General features: G+C 67.5%; 29 protein-coding genes. 20 read left to right on the plus strand and 9 right to left on the minus strand.

The window, feature by feature from the left end:
- From ABZS43_RS26815 to ABZS43_RS26870, 12 genes are all read left to right on the plus strand, one after another.
- Window positions 1–999: a NifU family protein gene (locus tag ABZS43_RS26815; RefSeq protein ID WP_355038729.1), complete on the plus strand. Its 999-nt coding sequence runs from the start codon at window positions 1–3 to the stop codon at window positions 997–999.
- Window positions 996–1,631 carry a DUF5947 family protein gene (locus tag ABZS43_RS26820; protein WP_355038730.1) on the plus strand — a complete coding sequence of 212 codons (636 nt, stop codon included), beginning with the start codon at window positions 996–998 and terminating at the stop codon, window positions 1,629–1,631. The genes ABZS43_RS26815 and ABZS43_RS26820 overlap by 4 nt, the downstream gene beginning before the upstream one ends.
- Window positions 1,628–2,287 (plus strand): DUF6084 family protein, encoded by a 660-nt coding sequence (locus ABZS43_RS26825; protein ID WP_355038731.1) that lies wholly within the window; start codon window positions 1,628–1,630, stop codon window positions 2,285–2,287. The genes ABZS43_RS26820 and ABZS43_RS26825 overlap by 4 nt, the downstream gene beginning before the upstream one ends.
- Window positions 2,284–3,630 carry a hypothetical protein gene (locus tag ABZS43_RS26830; RefSeq protein ID WP_355038732.1) on the plus strand — a complete coding sequence of 449 codons (1,347 nt, stop codon included), beginning with the start codon at window positions 2,284–2,286 and terminating at the stop codon, window positions 3,628–3,630. Before ABZS43_RS26825 ends, ABZS43_RS26830 begins: the two co-directional genes overlap by 4 nt.
- 135 nt (window positions 3,631–3,765) lie before the next feature.
- A complete protein-coding gene (locus tag ABZS43_RS26835) occupies window positions 3,766–4,269 on the plus strand; it encodes a hydrogenase maturation protease (RefSeq protein WP_355038733.1) in 504 nt (167 codons plus the stop codon).
- Window positions 4,270–4,271: 2 nt separating this feature from the next.
- A complete protein-coding gene (locus ABZS43_RS26840; protein WP_355038759.1) occupies window positions 4,272–4,514 on the plus strand; it encodes a HypC/HybG/HupF family hydrogenase formation chaperone in 243 nt (80 codons plus the stop codon).
- Window positions 4,511–6,784, plus strand: a complete 2,274-nt coding sequence (hypF, locus tag ABZS43_RS26845; protein WP_355038734.1) for a carbamoyltransferase HypF — start codon at window positions 4,511–4,513, stop codon at window positions 6,782–6,784. The genes ABZS43_RS26840 and hypF overlap by 4 nt, the downstream gene beginning before the upstream one ends.
- A gap of 15 nt (window positions 6,785–6,799) precedes the next feature.
- Entirely contained in the window at window positions 6,800–7,141 is a 342-nt protein-coding gene (locus tag ABZS43_RS26850; RefSeq protein WP_355038735.1) for a HypC/HybG/HupF family hydrogenase formation chaperone, read from the plus strand.
- Window positions 7,138–8,250, plus strand: coding sequence for a hydrogenase formation protein HypD (gene hypD / locus ABZS43_RS26855; RefSeq protein WP_355038736.1), 1,113 nt, complete (start codon window positions 7,138–7,140; stop codon window positions 8,248–8,250). The genes ABZS43_RS26850 and hypD overlap by 4 nt, the downstream gene beginning before the upstream one ends.
- Window positions 8,243–9,328: a hydrogenase expression/formation protein HypE gene (hypE, locus tag ABZS43_RS26860; protein WP_355038737.1), complete on the plus strand. Its 1,086-nt coding sequence runs from the start codon at window positions 8,243–8,245 to the stop codon at window positions 9,326–9,328. The genes hypD and hypE overlap by 8 nt, the downstream gene beginning before the upstream one ends.
- Before the next feature lie 8 nt (window positions 9,329–9,336).
- Entirely contained in the window at window positions 9,337–10,074 is a 738-nt protein-coding gene (locus tag ABZS43_RS26865; RefSeq protein ID WP_355038738.1) for a DUF6390 family protein, read from the plus strand.
- 57 nt (window positions 10,075–10,131) lie between these two features.
- Window positions 10,132–10,911, plus strand: coding sequence for a helix-turn-helix transcriptional regulator (locus ABZS43_RS26870; protein ID WP_355038739.1), 780 nt, complete (start codon window positions 10,132–10,134; stop codon window positions 10,909–10,911).
- A 16-nt stretch (window positions 10,912–10,927) separates the two neighbouring features.
- Here ABZS43_RS26870 and ABZS43_RS26875 read toward each other — a convergent pair whose 3' ends face one another.
- The 3 genes from ABZS43_RS26875 to ABZS43_RS26885 form a co-directional block, all read right to left on the minus strand.
- The gene (locus tag ABZS43_RS26875; RefSeq protein ID WP_355038740.1) at window positions 10,928–11,911 is read right to left on the minus strand and encodes a fructosamine kinase family protein; all 984 of its coding nucleotides are present in this window, start codon (window positions 11,909–11,911) and stop codon (window positions 10,928–10,930) included.
- 185 nt (window positions 11,912–12,096) lie between these two features.
- Complete coding sequence (locus ABZS43_RS26880) at window positions 12,097–12,972, minus strand: LLM class flavin-dependent oxidoreductase (RefSeq protein WP_355038741.1); 876 nt, start codon at window positions 12,970–12,972, stop codon at window positions 12,097–12,099.
- Window positions 12,973–13,061: 89 nt separating this feature from the next.
- Window positions 13,062–13,568 carry a VOC family protein gene (locus ABZS43_RS26885; protein WP_355038742.1) on the minus strand — a complete coding sequence of 169 codons (507 nt, stop codon included), beginning with the start codon at window positions 13,566–13,568 and terminating at the stop codon, window positions 13,062–13,064.
- A 167-nt stretch (window positions 13,569–13,735) separates the two neighbouring features.
- On the opposite strand from ABZS43_RS26885, the gene ABZS43_RS26890 reads away from it, so the two are divergent.
- A complete protein-coding gene (locus ABZS43_RS26890) occupies window positions 13,736–14,389 on the plus strand; it encodes a TetR family transcriptional regulator (RefSeq protein WP_355038743.1) in 654 nt (217 codons plus the stop codon).
- Here ABZS43_RS26890 and ABZS43_RS26895 read toward each other — a convergent pair.
- On the minus strand, window positions 14,361–14,777 hold the full coding sequence (locus ABZS43_RS26895) for a nuclear transport factor 2 family protein (RefSeq protein ID WP_355038744.1): 417 nt from the start codon (window positions 14,775–14,777) through the stop codon (window positions 14,361–14,363). The genes ABZS43_RS26890 and ABZS43_RS26895 overlap by 29 nt on opposite strands.
- 90 nt (window positions 14,778–14,867) lie before the next feature.
- Here ABZS43_RS26895 and ABZS43_RS26900 point away from each other — a divergent pair, with 90 nt between their 5' ends.
- Both ABZS43_RS26900 and ABZS43_RS26905 read left to right on the plus strand, forming a co-directional pair.
- Complete coding sequence (locus ABZS43_RS26900; protein ID WP_355038745.1) at window positions 14,868–15,515, plus strand: PadR family transcriptional regulator; 648 nt, start codon at window positions 14,868–14,870, stop codon at window positions 15,513–15,515.
- Between the two features lie 85 nt (window positions 15,516–15,600).
- Entirely contained in the window at window positions 15,601–15,798 is a 198-nt protein-coding gene (locus ABZS43_RS26905; RefSeq protein ID WP_355038746.1) for a hypothetical protein, read from the plus strand.
- A gap of 16 nt (window positions 15,799–15,814) precedes the next feature.
- On the opposite strand, the gene ABZS43_RS26910 is transcribed toward ABZS43_RS26905, so the two are convergent.
- On the minus strand, window positions 15,815–16,339 hold the full coding sequence (locus ABZS43_RS26910; protein ID WP_355038747.1) for an OmpA family protein: 525 nt from the start codon (window positions 16,337–16,339) through the stop codon (window positions 15,815–15,817).
- A gap of 355 nt (window positions 16,340–16,694) precedes the next feature.
- On the opposite strand from ABZS43_RS26910, the gene ABZS43_RS26915 reads away from it, so the two are divergent.
- From ABZS43_RS26915 to ABZS43_RS26930, 4 genes are all read left to right on the plus strand, one after another.
- Window positions 16,695–17,534: a hypothetical protein gene (locus ABZS43_RS26915; RefSeq protein WP_355038748.1), complete on the plus strand. Its 840-nt coding sequence runs from the start codon at window positions 16,695–16,697 to the stop codon at window positions 17,532–17,534.
- A 254-nt stretch (window positions 17,535–17,788) separates the two neighbouring features.
- The gene (locus ABZS43_RS26920; protein WP_355038749.1) at window positions 17,789–19,141 is read left to right on the plus strand and encodes a hypothetical protein; all 1,353 of its coding nucleotides are present in this window, start codon (window positions 17,789–17,791) and stop codon (window positions 19,139–19,141) included.
- A gap of 45 nt (window positions 19,142–19,186) precedes the next feature.
- Window positions 19,187–19,723 (plus strand): hypothetical protein, encoded by a 537-nt coding sequence (locus ABZS43_RS26925; protein WP_355038750.1) that lies wholly within the window; start codon window positions 19,187–19,189, stop codon window positions 19,721–19,723.
- A gap of 50 nt (window positions 19,724–19,773) precedes the next feature.
- A complete protein-coding gene (locus ABZS43_RS26930) occupies window positions 19,774–20,160 on the plus strand; it encodes a VOC family protein (protein WP_355038751.1) in 387 nt (128 codons plus the stop codon).
- A gap of 32 nt (window positions 20,161–20,192) precedes the next feature.
- Here the strand turns inward: ABZS43_RS26930 and ABZS43_RS26935 are convergent, their stop codons facing one another.
- Window positions 20,193–20,990, minus strand: coding sequence for a DUF2470 domain-containing protein (locus ABZS43_RS26935; protein ID WP_355038752.1), 798 nt, complete (start codon window positions 20,988–20,990; stop codon window positions 20,193–20,195).
- A 298-nt stretch (window positions 20,991–21,288) separates the two neighbouring features.
- On the opposite strand from ABZS43_RS26935, the gene ABZS43_RS26940 reads away from it, so the two are divergent.
- The gene (locus tag ABZS43_RS26940) at window positions 21,289–22,383 is read left to right on the plus strand and encodes a hypothetical protein (protein WP_355038753.1); all 1,095 of its coding nucleotides are present in this window, start codon (window positions 21,289–21,291) and stop codon (window positions 22,381–22,383) included.
- 27 nt (window positions 22,384–22,410) lie between these two features.
- Here ABZS43_RS26940 and ABZS43_RS26945 read toward each other — a convergent pair whose 3' ends face one another.
- The 3 genes from ABZS43_RS26945 to ABZS43_RS26955 all read right to left on the minus strand — a co-directional run bounded on the left by ABZS43_RS26945 (window position 22,411) and on the right by ABZS43_RS26955 (window position 25,122).
- On the minus strand, window positions 22,411–23,079 hold the full coding sequence (locus ABZS43_RS26945) for a class I SAM-dependent methyltransferase (RefSeq protein ID WP_355038754.1): 669 nt from the start codon (window positions 23,077–23,079) through the stop codon (window positions 22,411–22,413).
- Between the two features lie 547 nt (window positions 23,080–23,626).
- Window positions 23,627–24,007, minus strand: a complete 381-nt coding sequence (locus tag ABZS43_RS26950) for a peptidase inhibitor family I36 protein (RefSeq protein WP_355038755.1) — start codon at window positions 24,005–24,007, stop codon at window positions 23,627–23,629.
- Window positions 24,008–24,153: 146 nt separating this feature from the next.
- Entirely contained in the window at window positions 24,154–25,122 is a 969-nt protein-coding gene (locus ABZS43_RS26955) for an AraC family transcriptional regulator (protein ID WP_355038756.1), read from the minus strand.
- Window positions 25,123–25,323: the final 201 nt, after the last annotated feature.

Consider the following 25,323-nt stretch of genomic DNA (forward strand, 5'->3'; position numbering starts at 1 on the left):
ATGGAGGTTCGTCCGTTGGACAGGGACGGGGCAGCGATCCATAACACAGCGATCCAAAACACAGCGATCCACACCACAGCGATCCACAACGAGGACAGACAGGTCACCGACGACAACCACTGGCGCGGCGCGGGAGATCGGATCGAGACGCTCCTCGACGCGAGTGCGGCGGGCGGCCCGATGGCCCGCGAACGCGCCGAACAGTTGGTCCGTGAGGTCTCCGATCTCTACGGCACGGGATTGCGGCGCATCCTGGGGCTGCTCGACGCGGCCTCGGCCGACCGGCTGGCCCGCGACGATCTGGTGGCGAGTCTGTTACTCGTGCACGGACTGCACCCGCACGATGTCCACACCAGGGTCCAGACGGCACTGGACAGCGTGCGGCCCTACCTCGGATCGCACGGCGGCGACGTGACACTGCTCGGTGTGGCCGACGGTGTGGTCCGCCTGGAATTGACGGGCAGCTGCCGGACCTGCCCGTCCTCGGCGGTGACCCTGGAACTCGCGGTCGAGGAGGCGGTACGGGCCGCCGCGCCCGAGATCGACGCCATCGATGTGGCCGCCGCGCCGAAGGAGTCGTCGTCGGGCGTGTTCTCCGCCGACTCGCTGTTCTCCCGGGTACACGCGGAGACTCACACCGGCCCGCATCAGGGCGGAAACTGGGTCGCGGTCCCGGAACTGGGCGCGCTCGCACAGGGCGAGGTCGGCGGATTCGCCGTCGCGGGACTGGATGTGCTGGCCTGCCTGGTCGGTGACGACCTGTTCGTCTACCGCGATCACTGCCCCGCGTGCGACAACTCGCTCGCGGGGGCGGCACTGCACCGCAGGGTCGGATTCCCCGTCGGTGACGCGGTGCTGCGCTGCCCCTCCTGTCACGCGCATTTCGACGTGGTGCGCGCGGGCGCGCGGGTCGACGGCGACGGCCATCTCGAACCGTTGCCGGTGCTGATGCGCGGCGGTCAGCCGTCGGTGGCGGTTCCCGCGGGGGTGAGCGGGTGACCTCGCCGCTGCGGGTGCTGCGCAGGATCACCGCCGATCGCACCCCGGTCGCGGCGGCGGGCGAACACTGCGAGATGTGCGCCGAACCCATCGCCGAGGCACACCAGCATGTCGTGAATATCGAAGGGCGGCAGCTGATGTGCGTGTGCCGGGGCTGCTACCTGCTGTTCACCGATCCAGACGCGGCGCTACGCTACCGGGCGGTCCCGGACCGCTACCTGTCCTTCCCGGATTTCACCATCGGTCAGGCGGAGTGGGACGCGCTCGAGATTCCGGTGGGACTGGCCTTCTTCTTCGTCAATTCCGCGTTGGGCCGCACCGTGGCGTTCTACCCTGGCCCGGCGGGGGCGACCGAATCCGAGTTACCTCTGCGACAGTGGCGCACGCTGCTCGAGGAACATCCCGAACTCGATGTGATCGCCGCGGACGTCGAGGCTCTGATGATCCGGGTGCCGGAGCGCGGCACCGCCCACGCGGCCTGCGTGCTGTTACCCATCGATACCTGTTACGAATTCGTCGGCCGGATGCGGATGCTGTGGCGCGGCTTCGACGGCGGCCAGGACGTGCACCGTTACCTCGACGAATTCTTCCGCGCGGTATCCGCGCGCGCCCGGCCAGGCGGTGCGCCGTGAGTCCGGCATACGCGACGACCTTCGCCGTGCTCGGAATGGCCCCGCAGCCCTACGCGGTGACGCCGATCCTGTCGGCGCGCATCGGAATCGCCGCCGTCGGCGAGGAACCGGTGCACGCCATCGTGTTGCGCGCCCAGGTGCGCATAGAACCGCATCGCAGGCCCTACAGCGACGAGGAGGGCGCGGGCATGGCGGACCTGTTCGGGCCGCGCGAACGGTGGCGCGATACCCAACGCTCGTTCCTCTGGATGCAGTGCGCCACCGCGGTTCCCGGATTCAGCGGCGGCACCGAGGTGGATCTGCCGATGCCGTGCACCTACGACCTCGAGGTGAGCGCGTCGAAATATCTGCACGCGTTGCGCGAGGGCGTCGTACCCCTGCTCTTCCTGTTCAGCGGAACCGTCTTCATCAGGGGTTCGACTGGTTTCGCCGTGCAGCAGATTCCCTGGGACCGCGAGGACAGATACCAGATGCCGGTATCGGTCTGGCGCGAGCTGGTCGCCGCGAATTTCCCCGATTCGGGCTGGTTGCGCTTGCAGGACGGCACCATCGCAGCGCTGGCGGCGTACAAGTCGAGCCACGGAATGCTCGATTTCGACAGCGCCGTCACCCGCTTGCTCGCCGAGGCCACCGACCCGGCAGGGGAGCCGACGTGACGCCGGAATTCGCGGGGACGACGGCGGCGCGGGCCAGGGCCCGAGCGGTCGCCGACGCTGTGTTGTACGAGGGCTACCTGCTCTATCCCTACCGCGCGACGTCGCGCAAGAACCAGTCCAGGTGGCAGTTCGGGGTGCTCGGACCCCCCGGTGCCGCGGCGGCCGGGCTGGGCGAGGAAACCGGACTGACCGCGCAATGCCTACTCGAGGCGGCCGAGGACGCCGCGCTCACCCTGACCGTCCGGTTCCTGCAATTGCAGCGGCGGCAGGTGGAGAATGCCGAAGGAGTACCGGTGCCGGAGTTGACGGTGGGCACGCGGTCGTGGCTCACCTGGGACGAGGCTGTCGAAAGGGAAGTCGTCATCGGTCCGGTGCCCCTGGCCGCGATGTCGACGCCGATAGCGATACCCGGCGGCGCCGATATCGAAATGCTGGCGCATCGGCGTGGCGCTGCGGCCGGGCGGGTGGTGCGCAGCCGGAATCCGCTGGTAGGGGAATTGACGCTCGCGGTCGAACCGGTCGACGGATTCGCTCGGATCACCGTCGCGGTCGCCAATACCGGGGCCGAGGCCACCGACAGCCAGGACGCCATCGCCCGATCGCTGATCGGCGCGCACGTGATCGCCGAAGTCGCTGGCAGTCGTTTCCTTTCGTTGCTGGAGCCGCCGCCGGAGGCGGAGCGAGCCGCGAAGGACTGCGCGCATCACCGCTGCTTCCCGGTTCTCGCGGGCCCGCCCGGCGAGCGCCGCCTCGTGCTGATCTCGCCGATCATCCTCTACGACCACCCCGAGATCGCCGAGCAGAGTGAGGGCCCGCTGTTCGATTCCACCGAAATCGACGAGATCCTCACCCTGCGCGTGATGACGATGACCGACGAGGAGAAGGAACAGGCCCGCGCGACCGATCCGCGCGCCGCCGCGATCATCGACCGCTGCGATGCCATGACCTCCGACGGCATGGGGCGGTTGCACGGCGTCCTGCGTGACCCGCACCGGCTGGATGACCCGCGTGTGGTGCCGGAAGTGCCGCAGGGCCTCGACTGGTGGGATCCGCGCGCCGACACGGCTGTACGGCCCGATTCCGACGCGGTGGCCGTCGGCGGGGTTCTCGTGCGCAAAGGCAGCCGGGTGCGGTTGCGTCCGTCCCGGCGCGCCGACGCTCACGACCTGTTCTACGACGGCCGGGCGGCCCGGGTGGTGACAGTGCACGAGGACGTGGACGGCGATTCCCACGTCGGCGTGGTCATCGAGGACGATCCCGCCGCCGAACTGCACGAATGGTATGGCCGCTATCTCTATTTCGCGCCCGATGAAATCGAGCCGCTCGACGGCCCGGAAATATGAAAGGTAGGTCCGTCATGCAAACGGTTGGGATGATCGCGATCGTTCTCGTCGCCGCCGTGGCCGCGTTCGGCCTGATAGTGGGCGTGCGTTCGATACCGGATGTCCGGCGGTACATGAAGATTCGTCGGATGTGAGATGACAGCGCGGATGCTTGTCGCCGGAATCGGCAACATCTTCCTCGGTGACGACGGGTTCGGCCCGGAGGTGGTGCGGCGATTACCGTGCTATCCGAGCGATGCCGTGCGCGTCGTCGATTACGGCATCAGGGGGATGCACTTGGCCTACGACCTGCTCGACCCGTGGGAGGCGTTGGTACTGGTCGACGCGCTGCCCGAGCGGGGAGAGCCCGGACGGATAGCGGTGTTCGCGGCCGATCCCGAAGCCAGCGCGGACGCGAATCTCGACGCGCACGCGATGGATCCGGCCGCGGTATTCGCCGGGGTGCGCGCGCTGGGCGGGACAGTGCCGCCGACGGTCGTCGTCGGCTGCCGGATCGCCACCGTCGCGGCGGGTATCGGTCTGTCCGAGCCGGTCGCCGCGGCAGTGGGCCCCGCGGTCGACGCGGTGGGCGAGGTGCTCGCGGATCTGCTCGCGGCGCAGCCGGTTCAGCGTCGACCACTGACAACGCCGGAGGTATGACCATGTGTCTCGGAATTCCGGGTCGTGTCGTGGAGATCCCCGACGGCTACCACGATCAGGTCGCACTCGTCGAGGTCTCCGGTGAGTGCCGCAAGGTGAATATCGGTCTGCTCGAGAATGATCCGGCCAGGCCGGGGGACTGGGTCATCATCCACATGGGTTTCGTGGTGGAGAAGACCGACGAGGCGGGCGCGCGAGCCGCACTGGCGGGGCTGCGGCTGCTGGGGCGAGGTGAGCAGCCGTGACCGGGCATCGGTTGCGTCGGCGGCTGCTGGTTCGGGGCGTGGTGCAGGGCGTCGGGTTCCGGCCGTTCGTCTACACCACCGCGGCCGAACTCGCGTTGGCCGGTCGGGTGTGCAACGACAGTGCCGGGGTGATCATCGAAATCGAGGGCGACCCCGCCGATCTGGACGAATTCTGCCGTCGGCTCCGGGAACGGCCACCGCCGCTCGCGGTGATCGAAGCGATCGAGGAGAGCGCGATCCCGGTGCGCGGCGGCACCGGCTTCCATATCGCGGATTCCACCTGTGCCGGCGGTGGCCGCACCCTGGCCTCGCCGGATATGGCAATCTGCGCGGACTGCGCCGCCGAAATGCGCGACCCGGCCGACCGGCGCTACCGTCACCCGTTCATCACCTGCACCAACTGCGGTCCGCGCTTCACCATCATCGCCGGCCTTCCCTACGACCGCGACCGGACATCGATGGCCGATTTCGCCATGTGCCGACGGTGCGCCGCCGAGTACCGCGATCCCGCCGATCGGCGATTCCACGCCCAGCCCATCGCCTGCCCGGACTGTGGCCCGCGCCTGTCCTACGACGGTCCCGGAGTCGGCGAACCGCTGACCGCCGCGCGAAATCTGTTGCGCGAAGGCGGAATTCTCGCGGTGAAGGGTATCGGCGGCTACCACCTCGCCTGTGACGCGACCAATGAGGATGCCGTCGCGCGGCTGCGTCACCGCAAGCGGCGCGGCGACAAACCATTCGCCGTCATGGTGCCCGATCTCGATGCCGCGCGCGCCGTCGCCGATGTCGACGACACGGCCGCGGCGCTGCTCGCGGGCCCGCAACGCCCGATCGTCCTGCTCGCCCGCGGTCGCGCCGGGGTCGCCGGATCGGTGGCTCCGGGTATTCCGGATCTGGGGGTCCTGCTCGCCTACGCCCCCGTGCATCTGCTGTTGTTCGGGTTGCCCGGCGACGAGCCCGGCCCGCAGACGCTGGTCATGACCTCGGGCAATCGCGGCGGTGAACCGATCTGTTACGACGATGACGACGCGCGCGCTCGACTGGCCGACCTGGCGGACGCGTGGCTGTCGCATGATCGGCGGATCCTGGTGCCGTGCGACGATTCCGTGGTGCGGTTGGTCGACGGCGCCGAACTCCCGGTCCGTCGCTCGCGCGGATACGCGCCGCTACCCCTCACCCTGCCCGCCCCCATTGCGCCGACCCTGGCCGTCGGCGCCGATCTGAAGAACACCTGCGCCGTCGGCGAAGGCCGCTACGCCTGGCTCAGCCAGCACGTCGGCGATATGGACGATCTCGCGACCCTGCGCGCTTTCGGCGATGCGACCGAGCACCTGTCCGCCTTGACCGGCGTGCGCCCGGTGCACTTGATCGCCGACGCGCACCCGCGCTATCGCTCCGCGCTGTGGGCGCGCACACATGCCGGTGATCGACCGGTGCACACGGTCCAGCATCATCACGCGCATATCGCCGCCGTCATGGGGGAGCACGGTCTCGGCCTCGAGGACACCGTGCTCGGAATCGCCTTCGACGGCACCGGATACGGATCCGACGGCGCCATCTGGGGTGGGGAGGTTCTCGCGGCCGGATACAAAGGCTATCGGCGGCTGGCACATCTGCGGTACGTGCCGCTGGCAGCGGGCGATACGTCCGTGCACCGGCCGTACCGGATGGCGCTGGCGCATCTGTGGGCCGCCGGGCTGGACTGGTCGGAGCGGATTCCGTCGGTCCGCGCCTGCCCCGATGTCGAACGGAAGATCCTGGCGCACCAGTTCCGGACCGGGCTCGGCTGCACCCCGACCTCCAGCATGGGCCGGCTGTTCGACGCGGTGTCCTCACTGGCCGGTGTCCGCCACAGCGTGGATTACGAGGCGCAGGCGGCGATCGAACTCGAGGGACTCTCGCGCGGAATCGACGGCGGCGCGAGCGGTTACCGCTTCGCGCTGGATCGTTCGACCGACCCCGCGGTGATCGACCCCGCGCCGGTGATCGCCCGCGTGGTCGCCGACGCGGTCGCCGACGTTCCCGTTGGCGTGATCGGCGCGCGTTTCCACGCCGCCGTCGCGGCGCTGATCGTCGACCTCGCGGTCGATTTCGCGGACGGCGTGAGCGCTGTCGCGCTGTCGGGCGGGGTTTTCCAGAACGCGCTACTGCTGTCGAGTGCGACGACACTTCTGCGCGCCAGAGGTTTTCACGTCCTCTGTCATCGCCGATTACCACCCAACGACGGGGGTCTGTCGTTCGGGCAACTGCTCGCGGGCAACGCGGGATGAGCGAAGGAGGCAACGATGTGCCTGGCAGTTCCGGGAAGAGTACTCAGCCTGCAGGAGCGTGACGGTACTCTGATGTCGGTCGTCGACTTCGGCGGCGTGCACAAGGATGTGTGCCTCGAATACATCCCCGACGCGGCGGTCGGTGATTACGTCGTCGTCCACGTCGGCTTCGCCATCCAGCGCCTCGACGAGGAATCCGCGCTGCGCACCCTGGCCGAATTCGAACACCTCGGTGTGCTGAACGAGGAGTTCGGCGACGGGTTCGCCCTCGCCGCCAGACAGGCGGGACTTCCCGATCCCTCGGCCCCGGCATCCGAGTCCACCGAGCCCACCGACGACAACCCGGAGGCATCATGAAATATCTCGACGAGTTCAGCGATCCCGGGCTGGCCGAGAAGCTGCTCGACAAGATCCACGCGGCCACCAACCGCCGCTGGTCGATCATGGAAGTTTGCGGCGGACAAACTCATTCGATCATCCGGCACGGTATCGACCAGTTACTGCCCGACGAGATCGAGATGATCCACGGACCCGGCTGCCCGGTCTGCGTGACCCCGCTCGAAGTGATCGACAAGGCGCTCGAGATCGCCGCCGGGCCCGGTGTCATCTTCTGCTCCTTCGGGGATATGCTGCGGGTTCCCGGCAGCGAACGCGATCTGTTCCGCGTCAAGAGCGAAGGCGGCGACGTCCGGGTCGTGTACTCCCCGTTGGACGCGCTCACCATCGCCAAGGAGAATCCCGACCGGCAAGTGGTGTTCTTCGGCATCGGCTTCGAGACCACGGCGCCCGCCAACGCGATGACGGTCTACCAGGCGAAGAAACTGGGTATCGAGAACTTCTCGCTACTGGTCTCACACGTGCTGGTGCCACCCGCCATCGCCGCGATCATGGAGTCACCGGACTGCCGCGTCCAGGGATTCCTGGCCGCAGGTCACGTCTGCAGTGTGATGGGCACCGCCGAATATCCGCCGATCGCACAGAAATACCGGGTGCCGATGGTCGTGACCGGTTTCGAACCGCTCGACATCCTGGAAGGGATCCGTCGCACGGTGATCCAACTCGAGCAGGGCAGGTACGAGGTGGAGAACGCCTATCCCCGGGCGGTGCGCGCCGAAGGCAATCCGGCGGCCAAGGCCATGCTAGAGGATGTCTTCGAGGTGACCGACCGCGCCTGGCGGGGGATCGGCGTCATCCCGCGCAGCGGCTGGCGCCTCTCGCCGCGCTACCGCCATTACGACGCCGAACAGCGGTTCGCCGTCGGGGATCTGCGTACCGAGGAATCCTCGATCTGCCGCTCCGGCGAGGTGCTGCAGGGGCTGATCAAACCCCACGAATGCGCCGCCTTCGGCAAGCAGTGCACACCGCGGAATCCCTTGGGGGCCACCATGGTCTCCTCCGAAGGCGCCTGCGCGGCCTACTACCTGTACCGGCGGCTCGATCTGCCCGCGGAGGTGGCCCATGCGTGAGGAGGCGGCGGCGCCCGCCGTGCAATCCGCCATCGATATGGACCGGTGGGTCTGCCCGATGCCACTGCGTGATTCGCCGAATATCGTGATGGGACACGGCGGTGGCGGCGCGATGTCCGGCGAACTCGTCGAGCACCTGTTCCTGCCCGCCTTCGGGCCCGCCGCCGACGCGGCCCTCGGCGATTCCGCGGTGGTCACGCTCGGCGGGGTACGCCTGGCGTTCTCCACCGATTCCTTCGTGGTGAAACCCCTACTGTTCCCGGGCGGATCGATCGGTGATCTCGCGGTCAACGGAACGGTCAACGACCTGGCCATGTCGGGAGCCCGGCCGATGGTGCTCTCCACGGCGTTCATTCTCGAGGAGGGGACCGCGCTCGCCGATATCGCGCAGGTGGCCAAAGCGGTCGGCACGGCGGCGCTCGCGGCCGGGGTCACGCTGGTCACCGGCGATACCAAGGTGGTCGATTCCGGGCACGGCGACGGAATCTTCATCAACACCGCGGGTATCGGCGTGGTCGATGATGGCGTCGATATTCGGCCGCAGCGGGCGCGTCCCGGCGATGTCGTGCTGATCAGCGGCGAGATCGGCGTCCACGGGATCGCGGTGATGAGCTGCCGCGAAGGTCTGGAATTCGGTACTACGGTGTGCAGTGACACCGCGCCGCTACACGGTCTCGTGGCGGCCATGCTCGCCACCGGGGCCGATATCCACGTACTGCGCGACCCCACCAGGGGCGGGGTCGCGGCGACCCTCAACGAGATCGCGGGCGTCGCGAAGGTCGGTGTGTCGCTGGACGAACGCGCGCTTCCTGTGCCCGCCGCGGTCCGTGACGCCTGCGGACTGCTCGGCCTCGACCCCTTGTACGTGGCCAACGAGGGCAAACTGATCGCCTTCGTCGCCCCCGGTGACGCGGACGCTGTCCTCGCGGCCATGCGCGCGCATCCCCTCGGCGCGAAAGCCGAGGCCATCGGTGTCTGCGTGGCGCAGCACCCCGGCATGGTGGTCGCGCGCACGGCGCTCGGCGGCACGAGGGTCGTCGACCTGCCCGCGGGCGAGCAGCTGCCGCGAATCTGTTGAGGGACGCGGTGCGAGCCAGCGACGACGGCGCGGATCTGTTCGCCCGATTCGCCTATGCCCCCAATGATCTCGGCTACTGCGGGCCACCGGATGCGACGGCGTTGCGCGAGGGCACGCCCGAGCAGGTGCGCGAGGTCGCGCGACGGTTCTCCGGCGCGTGGCCGTACCTGCGGGTGATGGCGCGGATGACCGGAATCGCCGATCCGCTCGATCGTCACCTGGTCGAGTCGTACTGGCTGGGCGGAGGTATCGGCGCGCAGTTGGACGGCGAGACGTTCGCGCGTGAACTCCTGGCGGTGATCGGTCCCGTCGCGGGGCACTACTGGAAGTACCTGACCCCGGATCTGGCGCGGGAGGTGGCCCCGAATCACTGTTTCCACGTATTCGGCGTGTATCCGTGGTCCCGGTTGCTCGGCGTCGGCCCCGGCGAGCACCCGCTGCGGATCCTCGACAGTTGCCGAATCACCTGGGGGGTGGTGCGTTCGCGCCGCGATGACGACATCACCGTCGAGTGCCGTCGCCTGATCCGGGACGGACGCCGATTGCTGTTGTCCGAGCCCGGGATTCAGCCCGCCGTCATCGAAGGCGGACACCATCGCGTCGCGGCCGACGCAGACGTCGGAGATCAGGTCGCGCTGCACTGGGGCAGGGTGTGCGGGCGGCTCGAGGAGGACCAGGTGCGCGCGCTCGCGGCCGGTACCGAACGTCAACTGCGGGTCACGAATCTGCGGCTCGCCGAGGCATAGCCCGCATTACCCGGGAGGTAATCGCCTCGACGACCGCGGCTTCCTAGGATCGGGACGATGAGTAATCGCACCGCCGGTGACCTGCTGCGACAGTGGCGACTCGAACGCAGACTGAGCCAACTCGAACTGGCCGGGCGCGCGGAGACCTCGGCGCGGCATCTGAGTTTCATCGAAACCGGTCGCGCCACCCCGAGTCGGGGCATGCTTGCCCACCTGTGCGAACACCTGGATATTCCACTGCGCGAACGCAATCGCCTGCTGCTCGCCGCCGGTTACGCCCCCGCCTACGCCGAACCCGCGCTCGACACGCCCGCCATGGACGCGGTCCGCACCGCCATGCGTCAGATCCTCGTCGGCCACCAGCCGTATCCGGCATTGGCCATCGATCAGAACTGGACCATGATCGATGCCAACTCCGGCGTCGCGCTGCTGCTCACCGGAATAGACCCGGCCCTGCTCACGCCGCCCGTCAACGCCCTGCGGCTGAGCCTGCACCCCGCCGGGATGGCGCCCCGCATCGTGAACCTGGCCGAATGGCGTGGGCATCTCTTCGCGCGGTTGGCACGTCAGATCGAGGTCACCGGCGCTGCCTCGCTCGTCGAACTGCGCGACGAGCTACGCGCCTATCCCGGCGGCGAAACCGAACTCGTCCTGCCCGAACCGGACCAGGCTGTCGTCCCGCTACGTCTGCGTCACGAGGCAGGGGAGTTGGCTTTCCTCAGCGTTACCACCGTATTCGGCACACCGATGAACGTGACCGTCGCCGAATTGGCCATCGAATCGTTCTTCCCCGCCGACGAGGCCACGCGCAGCGCCCTCACCGCTGGAAACCGGTGAGGGGCAGGCGGACTTCTCAGCCCGGCGAACCGTGCCTGGCCGAGAGCGCCGCGGTCGCGGCGGCGAGTGTCTGCTCGCGGTAGGAGCCGCCGAAGAGGACGGTATGCACGAGCAGGGGATGCAGTTGGTGCAACGCGAGGCGTCCCCGCCAGCCGTCGGCGAGCGGACGAACCTCGTGGTAGGCGGCGACGATCCGATCCAGTTGCGGTGCTCCGAACAGTGCGAGCATCGCGAGATCGGTTTCCCGATGCCCGCCGTGAGCCGCTGGGTCGATCAGCCTGGCGCGGTCGCGGCTCCAGCGGATATTGCCCGACCAGAGATCGCCGTGGATGCGCGCGGACGGTTCGGGCGGGCCCGCGAGCGTCTCGACACGGTCGATGACCTGTTCCACCAGCCGGGTTCCCTCGGTCCCGAGGTGGCGTGCGGCATCCGGCAGGAAGGGCGCGAGCCGGTACTCGGCATACCACCGCGCCCATCCGCTCGCGGATTCGCCGACGGTGGAGCCGGTGGCCTCCGTGCGGTCGCGGACTTCACCGAATTCGGCGGCACCGACAACGCCGTCGTCGCCGTGACCATCCGCGTCCGCGGCTGCCTCGATATCCGGGACAACAGTGTTGTCCAGCGGGAGTTCGGCGATCCAGCCGGGCCACGGGGCTCCGAACACGCCCGGGGAGTTCGCATGCAGATCGGCGAGGTCGCGGCCGAGCTGTTCGGCGGCGGCGGGAGTCGGGGTGGCTTCCGGGAGCCACGGTAGGACCAGTAGATGGTCATCGACGGCCAGCACCGGCGGCACCGCGTTCGGCGCGGTTTCGGCCAGCCAGCGTAGTCCGGCGGCTTCGGCCGCGAGCACGGCGGCGTGGTCCGGTGCGGATTTGACGAATACGTCACGGCCGTCGGACAGAATCGCCCGATGCAGGGTCCATCCGTGACTGGGACCGAGGTCGGCTATCCCGCGTACCGTCCCCCCGAGCAGCTCGCCGAGCCGCACCGCCAAAGTCATGACACCTCCGTAGATGTGTTCGCCGACCGGGTGATGCCGCCTCCGCCACCCGATCCGCCTGCCACCCGCGTCGAACGCGTGCGGAACGCGCCGCGCAGCGCCGAAGCCGAGCGTACGCACGCCGCCGATGCCATGTCCCGGCTATGGACCTCAACGCACCCTGGCGGGTCCGGCCCGGCTGTCGCTCAGCTCCCGGTCTTGGCGATCACCCGTTCGGCGAACCGGCTCAGATTCGCGATCTTGGTATCGAGGGATTCGGTGTCGTGGTCGGTGGTGTAGGGATTGCGGAAGCCGACGATGACATCGGTGATGCCCTTGTCCTCCAGCCGTTTGACACCGTCGACGGTGAAACCGTCCAGCGAGATGACGTGCAGCTCGAAATCTTTGCGGGTGCCGTATTCGGCCCGCAACGTGTCCAGTTCGCCGAGCAGGCGGTCCAACTCGGCCGGGTCGCCGCCCGCGTGCATCCAGCCGTCGCCGCGCTGGGCGGCGCGCCGCAGCGCGGGTTTGCTGTGGCCGCCGATGAGGATCGGCACCGGTTCGGTCGAAATCGGGTTGATCTTGATCGGCGGAAGGTCGTAGAACTCACCGTGGAATTCGAAGTAGCCGCCCGCGCAGAGTCCGCGCACGATGTCGATGCATTCGTCCATGCGGGCGCCGCGCTTCTCGAACGGCACGCCCATGATGTCGAAGTCGTCCGGCCACGGGCTGATGCCGACGCCGAAGCCGAACCGGTTATTGCTCAGTGCCGCGAGCGAGGAGGCTTGCTTGGCTACCAGAACCGGTGGTCGGATGGGCAGTTTCACCACGAACGGCGTCACTCGCAGCGTGGTCGTCGCCGCCAGGATCGCGGCGGAGAGCACGAACGCCTCGATGAACGGCTTGTCCTCGAGGAATTCGCGGTTGCCGTCCGGGGTGTAGGGGTAGGTCGAATCGGATTCCTTCGGGTACGCGATGCTGTCGGCGACCGTGATGGAGCTGTATCCGGCGGCTTCGGCGGCCTGTGCCAACGGCACGTAATATGACGGATCGGTCATTGCCTCGGCATAGGTGAATCGCATCTCGATTGCCTTTCATCCCAGTATTCTTCGTGGATTTTCGTGCCGCTGGCGCGGCCGTGCCGCGCAGAGGTGGCGCGTTCGTCCGACCCCTACGTCCATGGATTCGCGTGCCCTTCCGGTACGAGCCGGTCGAACACGGCCTTCATCCGCGCAGACAGTCGCATCAATTCGACGCAGGTTCCGATCGACCCGCCGTCGAGGTAGGCGAATTCCATGCCGAATTCCTCGAAGCCGCCTTCGGCGACGATCTCGACTCCGGCGGCGCGCGCCCCCGCGAGCGCGGCATCGAAATCATCCGGCACGTAGGCGATATGGTGCAGTCCCGCCCCGAACCGCGTCAGATGGTCGGAGTAGGGGCTGTCACCGGAGCGCGGCTCGATCAGTTCGAGTTGCTGACCGCCCGCGTAACCGAGTGCCACCGCGCTCGTGTACTCGGCGGGACAGCCCCGGTAGCGGCACGTCGGCGGACCGAACCGCACTTCGGGGATCGTGAACCATCCGTCGACGCCGTAGCGCTCGGCGAATTCCGCTGTCGCCGAGGCGATATCGGGCACCACCCAGCCCAGCTGGAAAATCGGTCCGCCCGCGATACTCATCGGCGGGCACCGCCGGGGCTGATCGCGAGTTCTCGCGCGCGCCGCCGCCGCGCCACGGCGATGCCGTCGGCGGCGTCCGGCAAGACTGCAACGCGTTCTAATCGCACGAGTTCAATTAATCATCAGCGCTTAATATCGTCAAGGCTCTGGTTTAGTACAGTTCGGCCATGCACAACGATGATTCGCGGTCGGCACTGCTCGACGCCGGCGAACGACTCATCGCCGAACGCGGCGTCGAAGTGCCGTTGCGCGATATCGCGGCAGCCGCGGGCCAGCGCAACAACTCCGCCGTGCACTACTATTTCGACTCCCGCGCAGGGCTGATCGAGGCCATCGTCGACCGGCGGATGAACTGGCTCGAACACCGTCGCATGGAACTGCTCGCCACCCACGAGGCCGACGGCACCGCACACGAGGTGCGCGCGCTGGTCGCCATGCTCGCCGGACCGATCCTCGAACTTCTGGACCGCTCCGGGGTCAGCCACTACGGCCGTTTCCTCGAGGTGGTGCGCGCCCACCCGGTGATCGCCGACGCCCGGCGTTTGGCGGGCTCCGACCGCGCCGCCGTACGTATCATCGCCACCCGGCTGTCGGCCGCGTTGCCGCAACTGTCCCCGCGCCGTCGGCGTCAGCGCCTGGAAACCATGGCGACGGTGATGTTCGCCCTCATCGCCGACTATGAACGCACCCTCGAAGCGGGAGCGCGCACACCCGACCCGGCCGATTCCGACGAGATCGTCGACATGATCGTCGCCATGATCACGGTCGCGGTACCCGCTGCCGCGGACTCCGCTATGCCCCCGCGCTGCCGCTCGCGATAGCGGCGGCGGCCTCGCTCTTGATGCGCTCGAATTGCGCGCCCATCGCTTCGGCCAATGCGGTGGCGGCCGAGAGTGGTCGCACCATCACCGTGAAATCATCGATGCGGCCGTCATCGTCGAAATGCAGGAAATCGCAGCCGGTGAGCCGTTTGCCCGCGACTGTCGCCTCGAAGACGAAGGCGTGGTCGCGACCACCCTGGTCGGCGATTTCACGCACGTAGCGGAAGTCCTCGAAGACCCGCATCACCGCGCGCAGGATCGCCGCGGTGATCGGCTTGCCCGGATACGGCGTGAACGCCACCGGGCTGGTGAACACCACATCGTCGGCCAGCAGCGCCTCGATGGCCGCTATGTCACGGTCCTCGACGGCCTTGCGGAAAGGATGCATCCCACACCTCGACTACTCAATTTGTTGACTATGTCCCCAGAACGGTAATCAGGTTCCGCGCCGATGTCCAGATGCCGCTAACCTGGGTCGATGGCGCTACGCAACGCGGTCATGGCCGCGCTGATCGACGGAGAGGCCTCCGGCTACGACCTGGCCAAGGACTTCGACGCGTCGGTCGCCAACTTCTGGACGGCGACCCCGCAGCAGCTGTACCGCGAACTGGACAGGATGGCAGAGGAAGGACTTATCCGGACCCGGCTCGTCGAGCAGGAACGCAGGCCGAACAAACGGCTGCACGCATTGACCCCGGCCGGCTGGGAAGCGTTGCGCGCGTTCACCGCCCAGCGTCCGAAACCCACCGCGATCCGCGACGAACTACTGGTCAAGGTCAGGGCGCTCGATGTCGGAGACGCGCCGTCCGTGCGCGCCGCCATCGCCGAGAGCAAGCGCCGAGCCGAAACGAAACTGGCCCGCTACGAACGACTCCGGGCCAGGATGCTCGGCGGCCGCACCGAACAGTCCTACCTGCTCGAGGCCGAATCCGTCGGGCCCTATCTCACCCTGCTGCGCGGTATCGCCTTCGAACAGGAGAACATCCGCTGGGCCGACCTCGCGGCGGCCACCATCGACCGGCGCCGCGCCGCGACCGCGCACGATCCCGCGGGGACGGTCGGCACACGACTCGACAACGTTGCGATTCCACGCGATTCGCCCGTCGCGCCGCGTCCGACCGGGTAGCGTCCGAATCGGTTCTCCGGCCGTGGACCGCGGCCGTAGAACCCGGGCATACCCGATACGACAACCGACAGATCGGCCCTGATCGATGGACGACGCCGACCGCGCCCAAGCCCGAGTCTTCCTGCAGTTGCTGGCGGTACAGGCCAGCCGCATCACCCGCGAGATCGCCCTGACCGGCCTCGGTAGTTCCGCCACCCAGCGGCTGGAAACCGAACTACGGGATGTGCGCCGCTATATGGATCGGCTCCAGCGCCGGTTCCCGGATGTCGTCTCGCACCGCTGAGTTCGGCGGCGCGGAGCTAATCGGGAACGACTTCGATCTTCGCCTTGTCGACGACGTTCTGGTCCTTCGGGTCGACTTCGGCCTTCACGGTGATGCGGGACTTGTCGATTCCCGCGGATTCGAGTTCGGCCGCGATATTGTCGCCGCGCGATTTCGCCAGCGCTTCGGCGGCGCTCTTATCGGAATCCTGCGCGTAGGTCGTGATCCGGATCTTGGTGTCGTTACCTTTCAGCGGCAGCGCCACCGCGTTGATGGTGGCCACATCCAGCGCGCCGAGATCGGAACTGCCGCTGTCGAAGGTGATCGGCGCGGCGGCCAGCGCCACGTTGATCGCCTCCTGGATCCCCTGCTGCGCGGTATTCCGGGCCGAACTCAGCGCGGAGGACGCGGTGGCGGCGATACTGCTGCGCATGTCGTTGGTGGCGCTCGCCGTTGTCGACGATGCCGAGGAGTCCGAATCGCTGTCGGACCCGCATGCGGTGATCATTGTCAGAACGACCGCCGTCGCGGCGATTCCGCAAACACTCTTCCTGGATATCATCGGTGTGCTCCTGAATTCGGTGGAGAATCCGTTGGGCGATCATGTCGATGCGCTACCTGGAATTGAGTCGAGACATCCCGTACCGACGGATGGATGTGGTCGACCGATGCGCCGGTGCCCCGATCCTCGCACACGCGCCCGGCGCGAGGTGTCTTTTCGACCGCCGCACGGGTTTCGTGGCGGATATGTCCGGGTTCGCACCGCGATAATGGGAAGTGGTCGGCGTGTGCTGGTCGCCGCGACAGCGTAGCGTCGGTTTCACCGAGGTCAGCGCGTAATTCCGAACCCATTCGCGAGCGAAGGGTGGTGAGACAGGGTGCGGTCCGTAAAGCTATCGGTGTCGTTGGCCCGAGAAATGTCGATCGCCCGAACCCAGGCGGTGACAGGTCGATTGCGCGGAACACCGTACGGTCGTACGCTGCGCCGGACGCTGGAGGGTTTCGCGGAAATCCAGATCGCCGATCGTTCGCTGGCATTGGCGGCGCAGATATTCACGTCGGTTCTGCCGGTGATGATCGCCGCGTCCGTCATCAGCGGCCGGCACGGTGCGGCGAATACGATTCGCGATCAGTTCGGATTCGACTCGGGGTCATTGGGCGCCGACACCGCCGCCACGCCGACCGATCCGACGGTGGCCGCGTTCGGTGTGGTCGGACTGCTCGTGGTCCTTCTCGGCGGCACCTCCTTCGCGCGGGCTCTCGGGCGTGTCTACCAGGCCGTCTGGAAGGTTCCAGCTATCGGCGGGCGTGACGCCTGGCGCTGGCTTGCCGCGTTGCTGCTGGTCGCCACCGCGGTGGGGGTGATCGGTCAGGCCCGCGAACTCACCGGGATCCGATACGCCGGACCGCCGCTGGCGTTGCTGATAGAGGTGCTGATCTGGTCGTTCGTGTGGATGCTCGCGCCCTTCCTGCTCACCAAGGGCGCGCTGAACGGCCGTCTGCTCTGGATTTCCGGGGTGCTGACCGCGATCGGTTTGAGCGCCGTCCACGTGGCGAGCCGTATCGTGCTGCCGCATATCGCGGCGAACGCGCGTGAGCAGTTCGGTCCGCTCGGACTGGCTTTCACCTCGATCAGCTGGCTCTTCGTGCAGTCGCTGGTGATCGTCGGCGCGGCGGCGGTCGTCAAGGCGTTCGCCCTGGACGAGACCGCCATCGGCGGCTATCTGCGGGGCCGCGAGCACGACGACAACGAATGATGCCGTGGCGGACGCGAATTCGGCTCGATCCGAGAGTCCCGACGAGGTATCCACGGAAAGCGAACCGTCGGTTGCCGGCCGGAATTCTACTATCGAATACTCGACGGGCCGAATTACCCGATATCACGATCGTTCACCATGGAACCTTCAGAATGTTCCCGGGGCGGTGGGGTCGATTCTGTTAAAATATGCGACGGCTCGATTCTATGACCTCCGTGTTTATCAGTCCGAATCGAACGGATCTGGATACCTCCATGAATTCTCCGGAAGCCGGCGCGCCATTGGACGCCGAAGAACGCGCGGAACTCGAGCGCCTGCGTCGTGAAGTCGCGAAAATCCGTGCCGCCGAAGCGGGGGACGTGTCATCGGAGATCGGCCCGTCGCGCGCCTCCGGCCACCGCGTATGGCGTTGGACGGGTGCGGGAGCGCTGCTGGTACTCGTCGCGATCCTGGCGTTCGCCGCGGTGCCCGCGCGTTACGTCCGCGCCGAAATACTCGATACCGACCGCTACGTCCAGACGATGACGCCGCTCGCCGCGGACCCGGTCCTCCAGGCGGAACTGTCGGATCGGATCACCGATCAGATCATGACCCGCGTCGACATCAAGCGCGTGACCACCGAGGCGTTGACCGCGCTCACCGAGAACGCGCCCCGCGTGCCGACCGCCGTGATCGGCCTCGCGCCGGCGCTCGCGGACCAGGCCCGCTCCTTCGTCCACGACACGGTGGACGCGTTCGTCGCCTCGGACCGATTCGAGGCGCTGTGGATACGGGCCAACCGGGGAGCCCACCGAACGATGGTCGCGGTCGTGACGGGGGAGACGAGACCGGGAGTGCGCGTCGGCGACGACGGCACCGTCGCCATCGAATTGAAACCGATCATCGACGGCGTGCGTGCCGAACTGGACGAACGCGGATTCACCTTCGTCGACAGCCTCCCCGATATCGACACCTCCTTCGTGCTGTTCGAATCGCCTGGCCTCGTCAAAGCCCAACGGGCGGTATCCGCCGTGGACAAGGCGTCCACGGTGCTGCCGCTCGCGGTGCTGCTGGCGGCGGTCGCGGCCGTGCTGCTGGCACCGAGAGGCGCTCGTCTGCGGGCATTCTCACTGGTCGGCATCAGTGTCGCGATAGCCATGATGCTGCTGGTCGTCGCGCTCAGCGTCGGACGCGCCGTCTACCTCGCAGATGTGCCGTCCGAGGACCTGTCGCGGGAGGCTGCCGCGATACTGTTCGACACCCTGGCCCTGCCCCTGCGCACGGCCATGCGCGCGGTATTCGTGCTCGCGGTGGTGGTCGCGGCCATCGGATATCTCGCGGGCCCGTCGAAATCGGCGGTGGCGGTGCGCCGCGGGTACAGCTCGGTCGTGAACCAGGTCCGGGGTTCCGCGCACGGCCGGGCCCCGCGCCCCGTCGAAATCGCCGTCGCCACCCACCGAACAGCCTTGCGCGTGATCATCATCGCGATCGCCGCGATGACCGTCGTGTTCTGGAAATACCCGTCCGGACTCGTCGTCATCGTCACCGTGCTGATCGCGGTCGCGGCACTGCTGCTGGTGGAGTTGATCGCCCGGCCCGCTGTCGCCGCGCACCACGGCACGACGTGACGCGCCGCTCCCGCGTGTGCCCGAGCGTGGCCGGAATGAGGTCGGATGGATACCGAACTGCATACGCTGCTACACGGTCCGCTGTTCTCCCGCGGTGCGCCGCTCGACCGCAAGAACGCCGCGAGCCGGATCAGCGCCTACATCTACGGGAACATTCTCGTGCTCGCGGCACTGGTTCCGGTCGTCACGACGGATGTGCACGTCGGCATCCTGATCGTGCTCGGTACGGCACTGTCCACCTTCGTCGCCCACATCTTCGCCGAGGCGGTCGGCCACAGTGTGGGCGACGGCGGCGTCGCCACCCGCGCCGAGAAATTGCGTGGACTGCGCAACTCCGTGCCGATCCTCAGTTCCGCGGTGCTGCCCTGTGCCGTCCTCGCCACCGGCCTGGTGGGGTGGCTGGAACCGAGGACCGCGCAACTTATCGCCGAATTCGCCATCCTCGTCCGCATCGGGGGCATCGTCTTCGTCATCGGGCGGTTGAAAGGTGACCGCCCCACCCGAGGTTCGGTGCTCGCCGCCGTGTCGCTCACCACGATGGCCACGACCGTGGTCATCGTGAAGATCGTTCTCACACACTGATTCGTCGTGAATCCGGTCGTCGGTCAGCTCCTCCGATACAGTCTGCGCCCATGGAGTTCCTCGGGATCCACCACGTCGCGATCATCGCCTCGGACTACCTGGCATCGAAGGAGTTCTACACGCGGACTTTGGGCCTGGCGGTGATCGCCGAGGAATACCGCGCCGAACGCGGCTCGTACAAACTGGATCTCGCGGTACCCGGCGGCGGTCGTCTCGAGCTGTTCTCCTTCCCGGTGACCCCGCCTCGGAGAACGCGACCGGAGGCATCGGGATTGCGGCATCTCGCGTTCGCGGTCCGCGACGTCGCCGCCGCGTTGGCCGAACTCGACGCCCTCGGCGTCCGCACCGAGGAATTGCGCACCGACGACGCCACCGGCAAGAGGATGGCCTTCTTCTTCGATCCCGATGACCTGCCGTTGGAACTGTACGAGATCTGAACGGGCGCGGGTTCGGGCGGCACCGCCCAGGCTCAGGCCCCGCGCGAGCGGCGCGCCAACTCCACTGTCGCGCCTCGGAGTTGGTCGACACTGTCGAGCCGCTGCGCGTACCCGACCCGGGTGCGCGCGACCCCGCGCGGGGTCACCACCCGCAGATCGAGCCCGTATCGGTCGGCCCGCTCGCATTCGGCGACCGTAGCGTCCGGATAGCCACCGAGAACCCGCGCCATGGACAGCAGCGAATCCGCGTGATCGACATTGAGATGTTCGACCGCCCGCGCCGCGTCCGGCACGACCGGATCAGGTGCGGCAGCCGCGTAATCCTCGGCGCTCGCCGAATCCATCCGCCCGTAGCCGCCGACCCAGCGCACCCGCCGCACCCGCAATACCCACAGCGAGAAATCGCTGTAATCGATGTAGTGCTTTGCCGCGGGAACCGCCGCCAGATGCGCCTCGCGCGCTGCGACGGCCTCGTCTCCGACGGGCAACTCGACGACCCCGGCCAACGTGATCCTCGATCCCGCCAGAGGATCGGCGGGCGGATTCGGCTCGACCACCGCCACACTGGCCCGCGGGTCGCCCGCCAGATTGCGTCCGTGCTCGGCCATCCGCGACACACACAGCACCGGCTGACCGTCGAGCAGGCCGTAGGTGACGAACGACGCCCACGGCGTCCCGTCCTCGCTCAGACTCGCCAGTGTCGCGGTATTCGTCGACGCCGCGATCGTCCTGGCCTCCTCGGCCGCCGCGGGTCGCGCCGGATTCACGACCGGTGCCGTCGGTACCGGGATCGAAGGCGCGTCGCCCGGGTCACCGTGATCGAGAGTCATCTGACATCCTTATCCCGCCGAGCGGACACGCCCGGCGCTTGGCGTAGATTGTCGCACCGCGTCCATCTCGGCCCCGGTGGGTGCCATCGGCGCATACCGTATGTCGGATCGTCTGCTCCGCCTCGTCCACACCGATGTGACCCATCCAGCGCCCCACCCGGCAGTACCTTGCGCGAGTAACCGAAAATGCGTCCCCAGCGGGGTTTGCCGAGGTGGCATGCGAAAACGCCCGGCGCCGTGTCGCAAATGGGACGTATTGCACAGGCGCGGCGGCGGTATATGGGCAAGACTGAGCGGCGTGACCCGATACGCATTCGATGCCGGCCGCAACGCACTCGTCGCAATCTGGGCGACCGGACGCGGCGACCTGTCCGAGACGGTAGCCGTGCTGCCGCCGGTCAGTTCGGACCAGGCAACGAGTCTGGCGTCGAATCTGACCACTCTCTCGCGCTTCCAATGGCGCACCTACACCCATCCCGCCAGCGCCGCGGGCGATCCGGATGTGCCCAACAGCGAGGCATGGCGACGGGCCGAGGAACGCCGGAACTTCAAGGAGGTCGAGGCCGGGATACGCGCCCCGCACCTACCCACCGAAGAGGGACTGATCGTCTCCTACAGCGGTGTCGTCGAATCCGCGCACCGGGTCGGCCGCGCACTGCACGGCATCGACGTCGACACGCTGACCGACGTCATCGTCGCCGAGGTCGGCCGGGAACAGGCCGCCATCGAATCCGCCGAGCTGGGGGATCTGTCCGGCCGCTCCAGGCAGGCGGTCGAGATGTCACGCCCGGATGTTTCCCCCGCCCAGGTCCAGGCCGCCCACGAACTGTTGCGCGCGGACCCGCTCGGGTCCCTCGAGCTGTTCACCGAACTCGACCCGGCCTCGGCGTCGGTCGCCGCCGCCCACTGGCTGTTCGCCGCCGCGGAAGTGACATCCGAACTCGCCGAGGTGCCGACCGCCGAAGTCGTCGTCGAAGCCGACGATATCGAGGCGCTGCAGGTCGAAACCCCCACCCTGGTCCTGGAACGCTCGGTCGCGGGGGAGAGCCCCACCGAGATCGTCGTCGACCTCATCGCCGAAGCCATCGCGGTGTCCGAAGGACATGTGCCCTCACCGTGGGGCGTTGTCGCGCGGGTCGCCGAAATCGAGGAGCAGGCACGCAAATACGAGGTCGACAGCACCACCCGCGCCGCGATGCTCGCCGAATTCCGGATAAGCAGGCTCGACCCGGTCCGTCCCGCCCTCGACCTGCTCGAAGATCTGCTCGACGGCATCCGCGGCTGCCTGCTGCTGTACACCGTGCACAGCGCGGGGGAGGACGACGAAATCGAGGAGCAGTTCGCCATCGATGTGCGCGCCGAAGCGGAAGCGCACTCCGACCAACTGTTCTGACCTTGTGCCGCCTACCGCTCCTGGTCCTCAGGCGTGGCGCTGGGCCATGACGACCAGACCCGGTCCGCTGTGTTCATCTGCGGGGAGCCGAAGTTCGGCGACCGGGCGCAGTCCGGCCTGCTCGATCAGGTCCACGAGTCGCTCCGGCTGCCATTTGTGGGTCGTCCAACGAACGGGTACACCGCCGTATGCCTGGGTGAGCACCGTGTCTTCGTCGCCGACGTGTGTAGCGGTGATGAAGTGCCCACCTGGCTTCAGGGCACGCGCGAACAGGGCGAGAACCTGGGGAAGGACATCGCGGGGGAGGTTGAACAGCGACCACCACCCGAGTACGCCGCCGAGCGACGCTTCACCGAGGTCGAGGTCGGTGGCAGAGGCGACGCTGAAGCGGCATTGCGGATGAAGACGGCGCGCGTTCTCGATCATGCGGGGTGAGAGATCGACTCCGGACACGTCGAGTCCGCGTTCGGCGAGGTAGGCGGTCACCGTGCCGGGGCCGCAGCCGACGTCGAGGACCGGCCCGAGTTCGCTCACCGTGTCAGCGAAGGCGTCGATGGATGCCTTGAGCCATGGATGGCGACGAATGTCGCCGATTCCCGTCGTCACCACCATGTGGGCATAGTTGTCAGCCACCCGGTCGTAGGACTCACGGACCACGTCGAGATCAGCTGGGCGGTCGATATCGTGTGCGGGCATCAGCCAACGATAGGACCATGCGGGGCCGTCGGAGTGGGAGGGTGTGGCGCGGAATTCCAAGGGGCGCAAGCCGAAGAAGTCCGTGTCGCCTCGCCGGGCTATGGAAAGAACCGCTCCAACTCGACCCGGGACAACGCTCGGAACCGACCATACCCCGACGCCGCACCTCATCCCGCACAGCCGTTCGTGAAATCATCAGCACCGCAACAATACTCAGTGATACTCAGTGATCGATCAACCGAATCGGGCAATCCGACCCGCACAGGATGGCTCAGCGCGACTTCTCGCGCCACGGATCCCGAGTTCTGGACGGCCTCGCCGCGGCCGGAGTGGCATACCCGACCTGATCACTGACCCGACTCGCACGTCTTCTCCCCGATACTCCTGTACCCCAGAGTCTCCCGATTCCGCTGGAAACCACACGTAGACAGGAGTTTCCGGCGCTAGATCAGCACTCGACTCAGCCAGCTCCGTCAGGATCGAATCCGCCGACAGACAGAACCCCTCCCGGCTGCGCGCCGGGAGGGGTTACCGAGTACCGCAACCCTCAGTGGCAGACCCACAGGGCATCGGCCTTGTTGTCACCGTTGGCGGGCACATTGCCCCTGCTGTTGTCGGGGACCGAGACGAGCAGTTGCCACTCCCGACCGGTCCAGTTGTAGACGCCGACCGTCTTTCCCGTGCGGTTCCAGTACGAGCTCAGACGATCTCCGTTTCCTTCGTTGCCGATGTCGTGCAACAGACAGTTGTTGTCGACCTGCACGAACATGCCGGTGCCGTCGCGGTGGTCGTAGCCGCAGAACAGTCCGCCCGAGCAGTCGTAGGCCGCCGACGCCGGCGCGGGCGCGAGGGCCGCGCCGTACCCGGCGACCGCGAGGGTGGCCGCCGCCGCGACGCTGAGACGGCGAAACAGTGTGAGTGAGAACATGATTGACCCTTCGAAGCCGATGGGATCGGGTATCGGTGCGGCGGAAATCCGCCGCACTCATGATGGGTGGACCGGACCACCCGCGACTATCCACCTCGCGCGAGTTCTGTCCGGACTGCGCGGCGGGTTCGCCGCTGCGCGGCGGGTCAGGCGCGCAGCGTCACCGATGGCGGCACACCCCATCGCCGCCGGTACAGGGCCGAAAAACGGCCCAGATGCCAGAACCCCCAGTCTGCGGCCACCGCGGCGACCGTGGTCATGGTGGGGTCCGCGGCGGCCAGCGCGGTGTGCACGCCCACCAGCCGGGCTTCACGCAATCGCGCCGTCGGTGTGGTGTCGAGGTATCGCCGGAAGCCCTCCTGCAGGGTCCGCACCGAAAGTCCCACTGCCTCTGCGATATCGGCGATGGTGAGCATTTCGTGCGCATGGTCGGTGATGAGTTGTTCGGCCAGGCGGATGGGACGCGGCGTCGACTTTCCGGGGGCGCCGTCGAGCAGGAGCTCCGAGTAGCTGTTCGGCTGGGCCAGCAGGAATTGGGACATCATCAGCTGCTCGACCTGCGGCCTCAGCCGCGGATCCAGGAACAGGCCGGGGCCTTCGGCGTCGGCCCGCAGCATGCGCAGCGATTCGAACCAGGTCCGGGCGGCCGGTGACCGCAATTGCATGGCGATGGCCATCCGCAGCGGACGATCCGGCGGCCGGCCCAGCATCCGCCGCAAATGGTCGTCCAACGCGGCACGGTCGAATCGGACGAGGAGTTGCCTGCTGCTCTCGTGCCAGTTCATGTCCAGGGGCGCGTCCGGGTCCGGAACCGAGGCCACCGCCGGGTCGGAGGCAATATCCGCGGTCCCGTTGAGCACCCGGACCCACCCGGTCAGCGGTATTTGAACCAGGCGGAAGGTTTCGATGGGTTCGGTCCGGATCCGCACCTGAACCCCGTAATGCTTGTAGACCAGGCCGACATCGCCGTACCGGACGACATTGCAGCTGGCCTCCATGGTGGAGGCGCCCGGGTCGAGCCGGTGCTCACGCAGAATGCCGCTCATCCCCGCCCGGGCCACCTCGGGGTCAGCGGTCCGAAAATAGCGATGCCCCGACAGCGGTTCAACGAACATTCCGACTGCCCTCCAAGCAGCAGGCACCGCGCGAACGGGCCTGGATCAGTGGATGTCGAAGTATTGTCCGTCGACACCTGCGGGCACACAATCGGTTTCGCATTCCGCTAGGTTCTGTCTCCCAATGACCTGAGCCACTCCACGATCAGGGCCAGGACGACTCCGGCGCGGTAGGTGATGGCCAACTTGTCATACCGTGTG

The sequence above is a fragment of the Nocardia sp. NPDC005366 genome (assembly GCF_040606855.1).
Lineage (GTDB): Bacteria > Actinomycetota > Actinomycetes > Mycobacteriales > Mycobacteriaceae > Nocardia.

Bases quoted from the DNA above. Each gene is read 5' to 3' on its own strand.
- ABZS43_RS26815 (WP_355038729.1), top strand. From the start codon at position 1: ATGGAGGTTCGTCCGTTGGACAGGGACGGGGCAGCGATCCATAACACA.
- ABZS43_RS26835 (WP_355038733.1), top strand. From the start codon at position 3,766: ATGACAGCGCGGATGCTTGTCGCCGGAATCGGCAACATCTTCCTCGGT.
- ABZS43_RS26840 (WP_355038759.1), top strand. From the start codon at position 4,272: ATGTGTCTCGGAATTCCGGGTCGTGTCGTGGAGATCCCCGACGGCTAC.
- ABZS43_RS26850 (WP_355038735.1), top strand. From the start codon at position 6,800: ATGTGCCTGGCAGTTCCGGGAAGAGTACTCAGCCTGCAGGAGCGTGAC.
- hypD (WP_355038736.1), top strand. From the start codon at position 7,138: ATGAAATATCTCGACGAGTTCAGCGATCCCGGGCTGGCCGAGAAGCTG.
- hypE (WP_355038737.1), top strand. From the start codon at position 8,243: ATGCGTGAGGAGGCGGCGGCGCCCGCCGTGCAATCCGCCATCGATATG.
- ABZS43_RS26870 (WP_355038739.1), top strand. From the start codon at position 10,132: ATGAGTAATCGCACCGCCGGTGACCTGCTGCGACAGTGGCGACTCGAA.
- ABZS43_RS26875 (WP_355038740.1), bottom strand. From the start codon at position 11,911: ATGACTTTGGCGGTGCGGCTCGGCGAGCTGCTCGGGGGGACGGTACGC.
- ABZS43_RS26880 (WP_355038741.1), bottom strand. From the start codon at position 12,972: ATGCGATTCACCTATGCCGAGGCAATGACCGATCCGTCATATTACGTG.
- ABZS43_RS26885 (WP_355038742.1), bottom strand. From the start codon at position 13,568: ATGAGTATCGCGGGCGGACCGATTTTCCAGCTGGGCTGGGTGGTGCCC.
- ABZS43_RS26890 (WP_355038743.1), top strand. From the start codon at position 13,736: ATGCACAACGATGATTCGCGGTCGGCACTGCTCGACGCCGGCGAACGA.
- ABZS43_RS26895 (WP_355038744.1), bottom strand. From the start codon at position 14,777: ATGCATCCTTTCCGCAAGGCCGTCGAGGACCGTGACATAGCGGCCATC.
- ABZS43_RS26900 (WP_355038745.1), top strand. From the start codon at position 14,868: ATGGCGCTACGCAACGCGGTCATGGCCGCGCTGATCGACGGAGAGGCC.
- ABZS43_RS26905 (WP_355038746.1), top strand. From the start codon at position 15,601: ATGGACGACGCCGACCGCGCCCAAGCCCGAGTCTTCCTGCAGTTGCTG.
- ABZS43_RS26910 (WP_355038747.1), bottom strand. From the start codon at position 16,339: ATGATATCCAGGAAGAGTGTTTGCGGAATCGCCGCGACGGCGGTCGTT.
- ABZS43_RS26915 (WP_355038748.1), top strand. From the start codon at position 16,695: ATGTCGATCGCCCGAACCCAGGCGGTGACAGGTCGATTGCGCGGAACA.
- ABZS43_RS26920 (WP_355038749.1), top strand. From the start codon at position 17,789: ATGAATTCTCCGGAAGCCGGCGCGCCATTGGACGCCGAAGAACGCGCG.
- ABZS43_RS26925 (WP_355038750.1), top strand. From the start codon at position 19,187: ATGGATACCGAACTGCATACGCTGCTACACGGTCCGCTGTTCTCCCGC.
- ABZS43_RS26930 (WP_355038751.1), top strand. From the start codon at position 19,774: ATGGAGTTCCTCGGGATCCACCACGTCGCGATCATCGCCTCGGACTAC.
- ABZS43_RS26935 (WP_355038752.1), bottom strand. From the start codon at position 20,990: ATGACTCTCGATCACGGTGACCCGGGCGACGCGCCTTCGATCCCGGTA.
- ABZS43_RS26945 (WP_355038754.1), bottom strand. From the start codon at position 23,079: ATGCCCGCACACGATATCGACCGCCCAGCTGATCTCGACGTGGTCCGT.
- ABZS43_RS26950 (WP_355038755.1), bottom strand. From the start codon at position 24,007: ATGTTCTCACTCACACTGTTTCGCCGTCTCAGCGTCGCGGCGGCGGCC.
- ABZS43_RS26955 (WP_355038756.1), bottom strand. From the start codon at position 25,122: ATGTTCGTTGAACCGCTGTCGGGGCATCGCTATTTTCGGACCGCTGAC.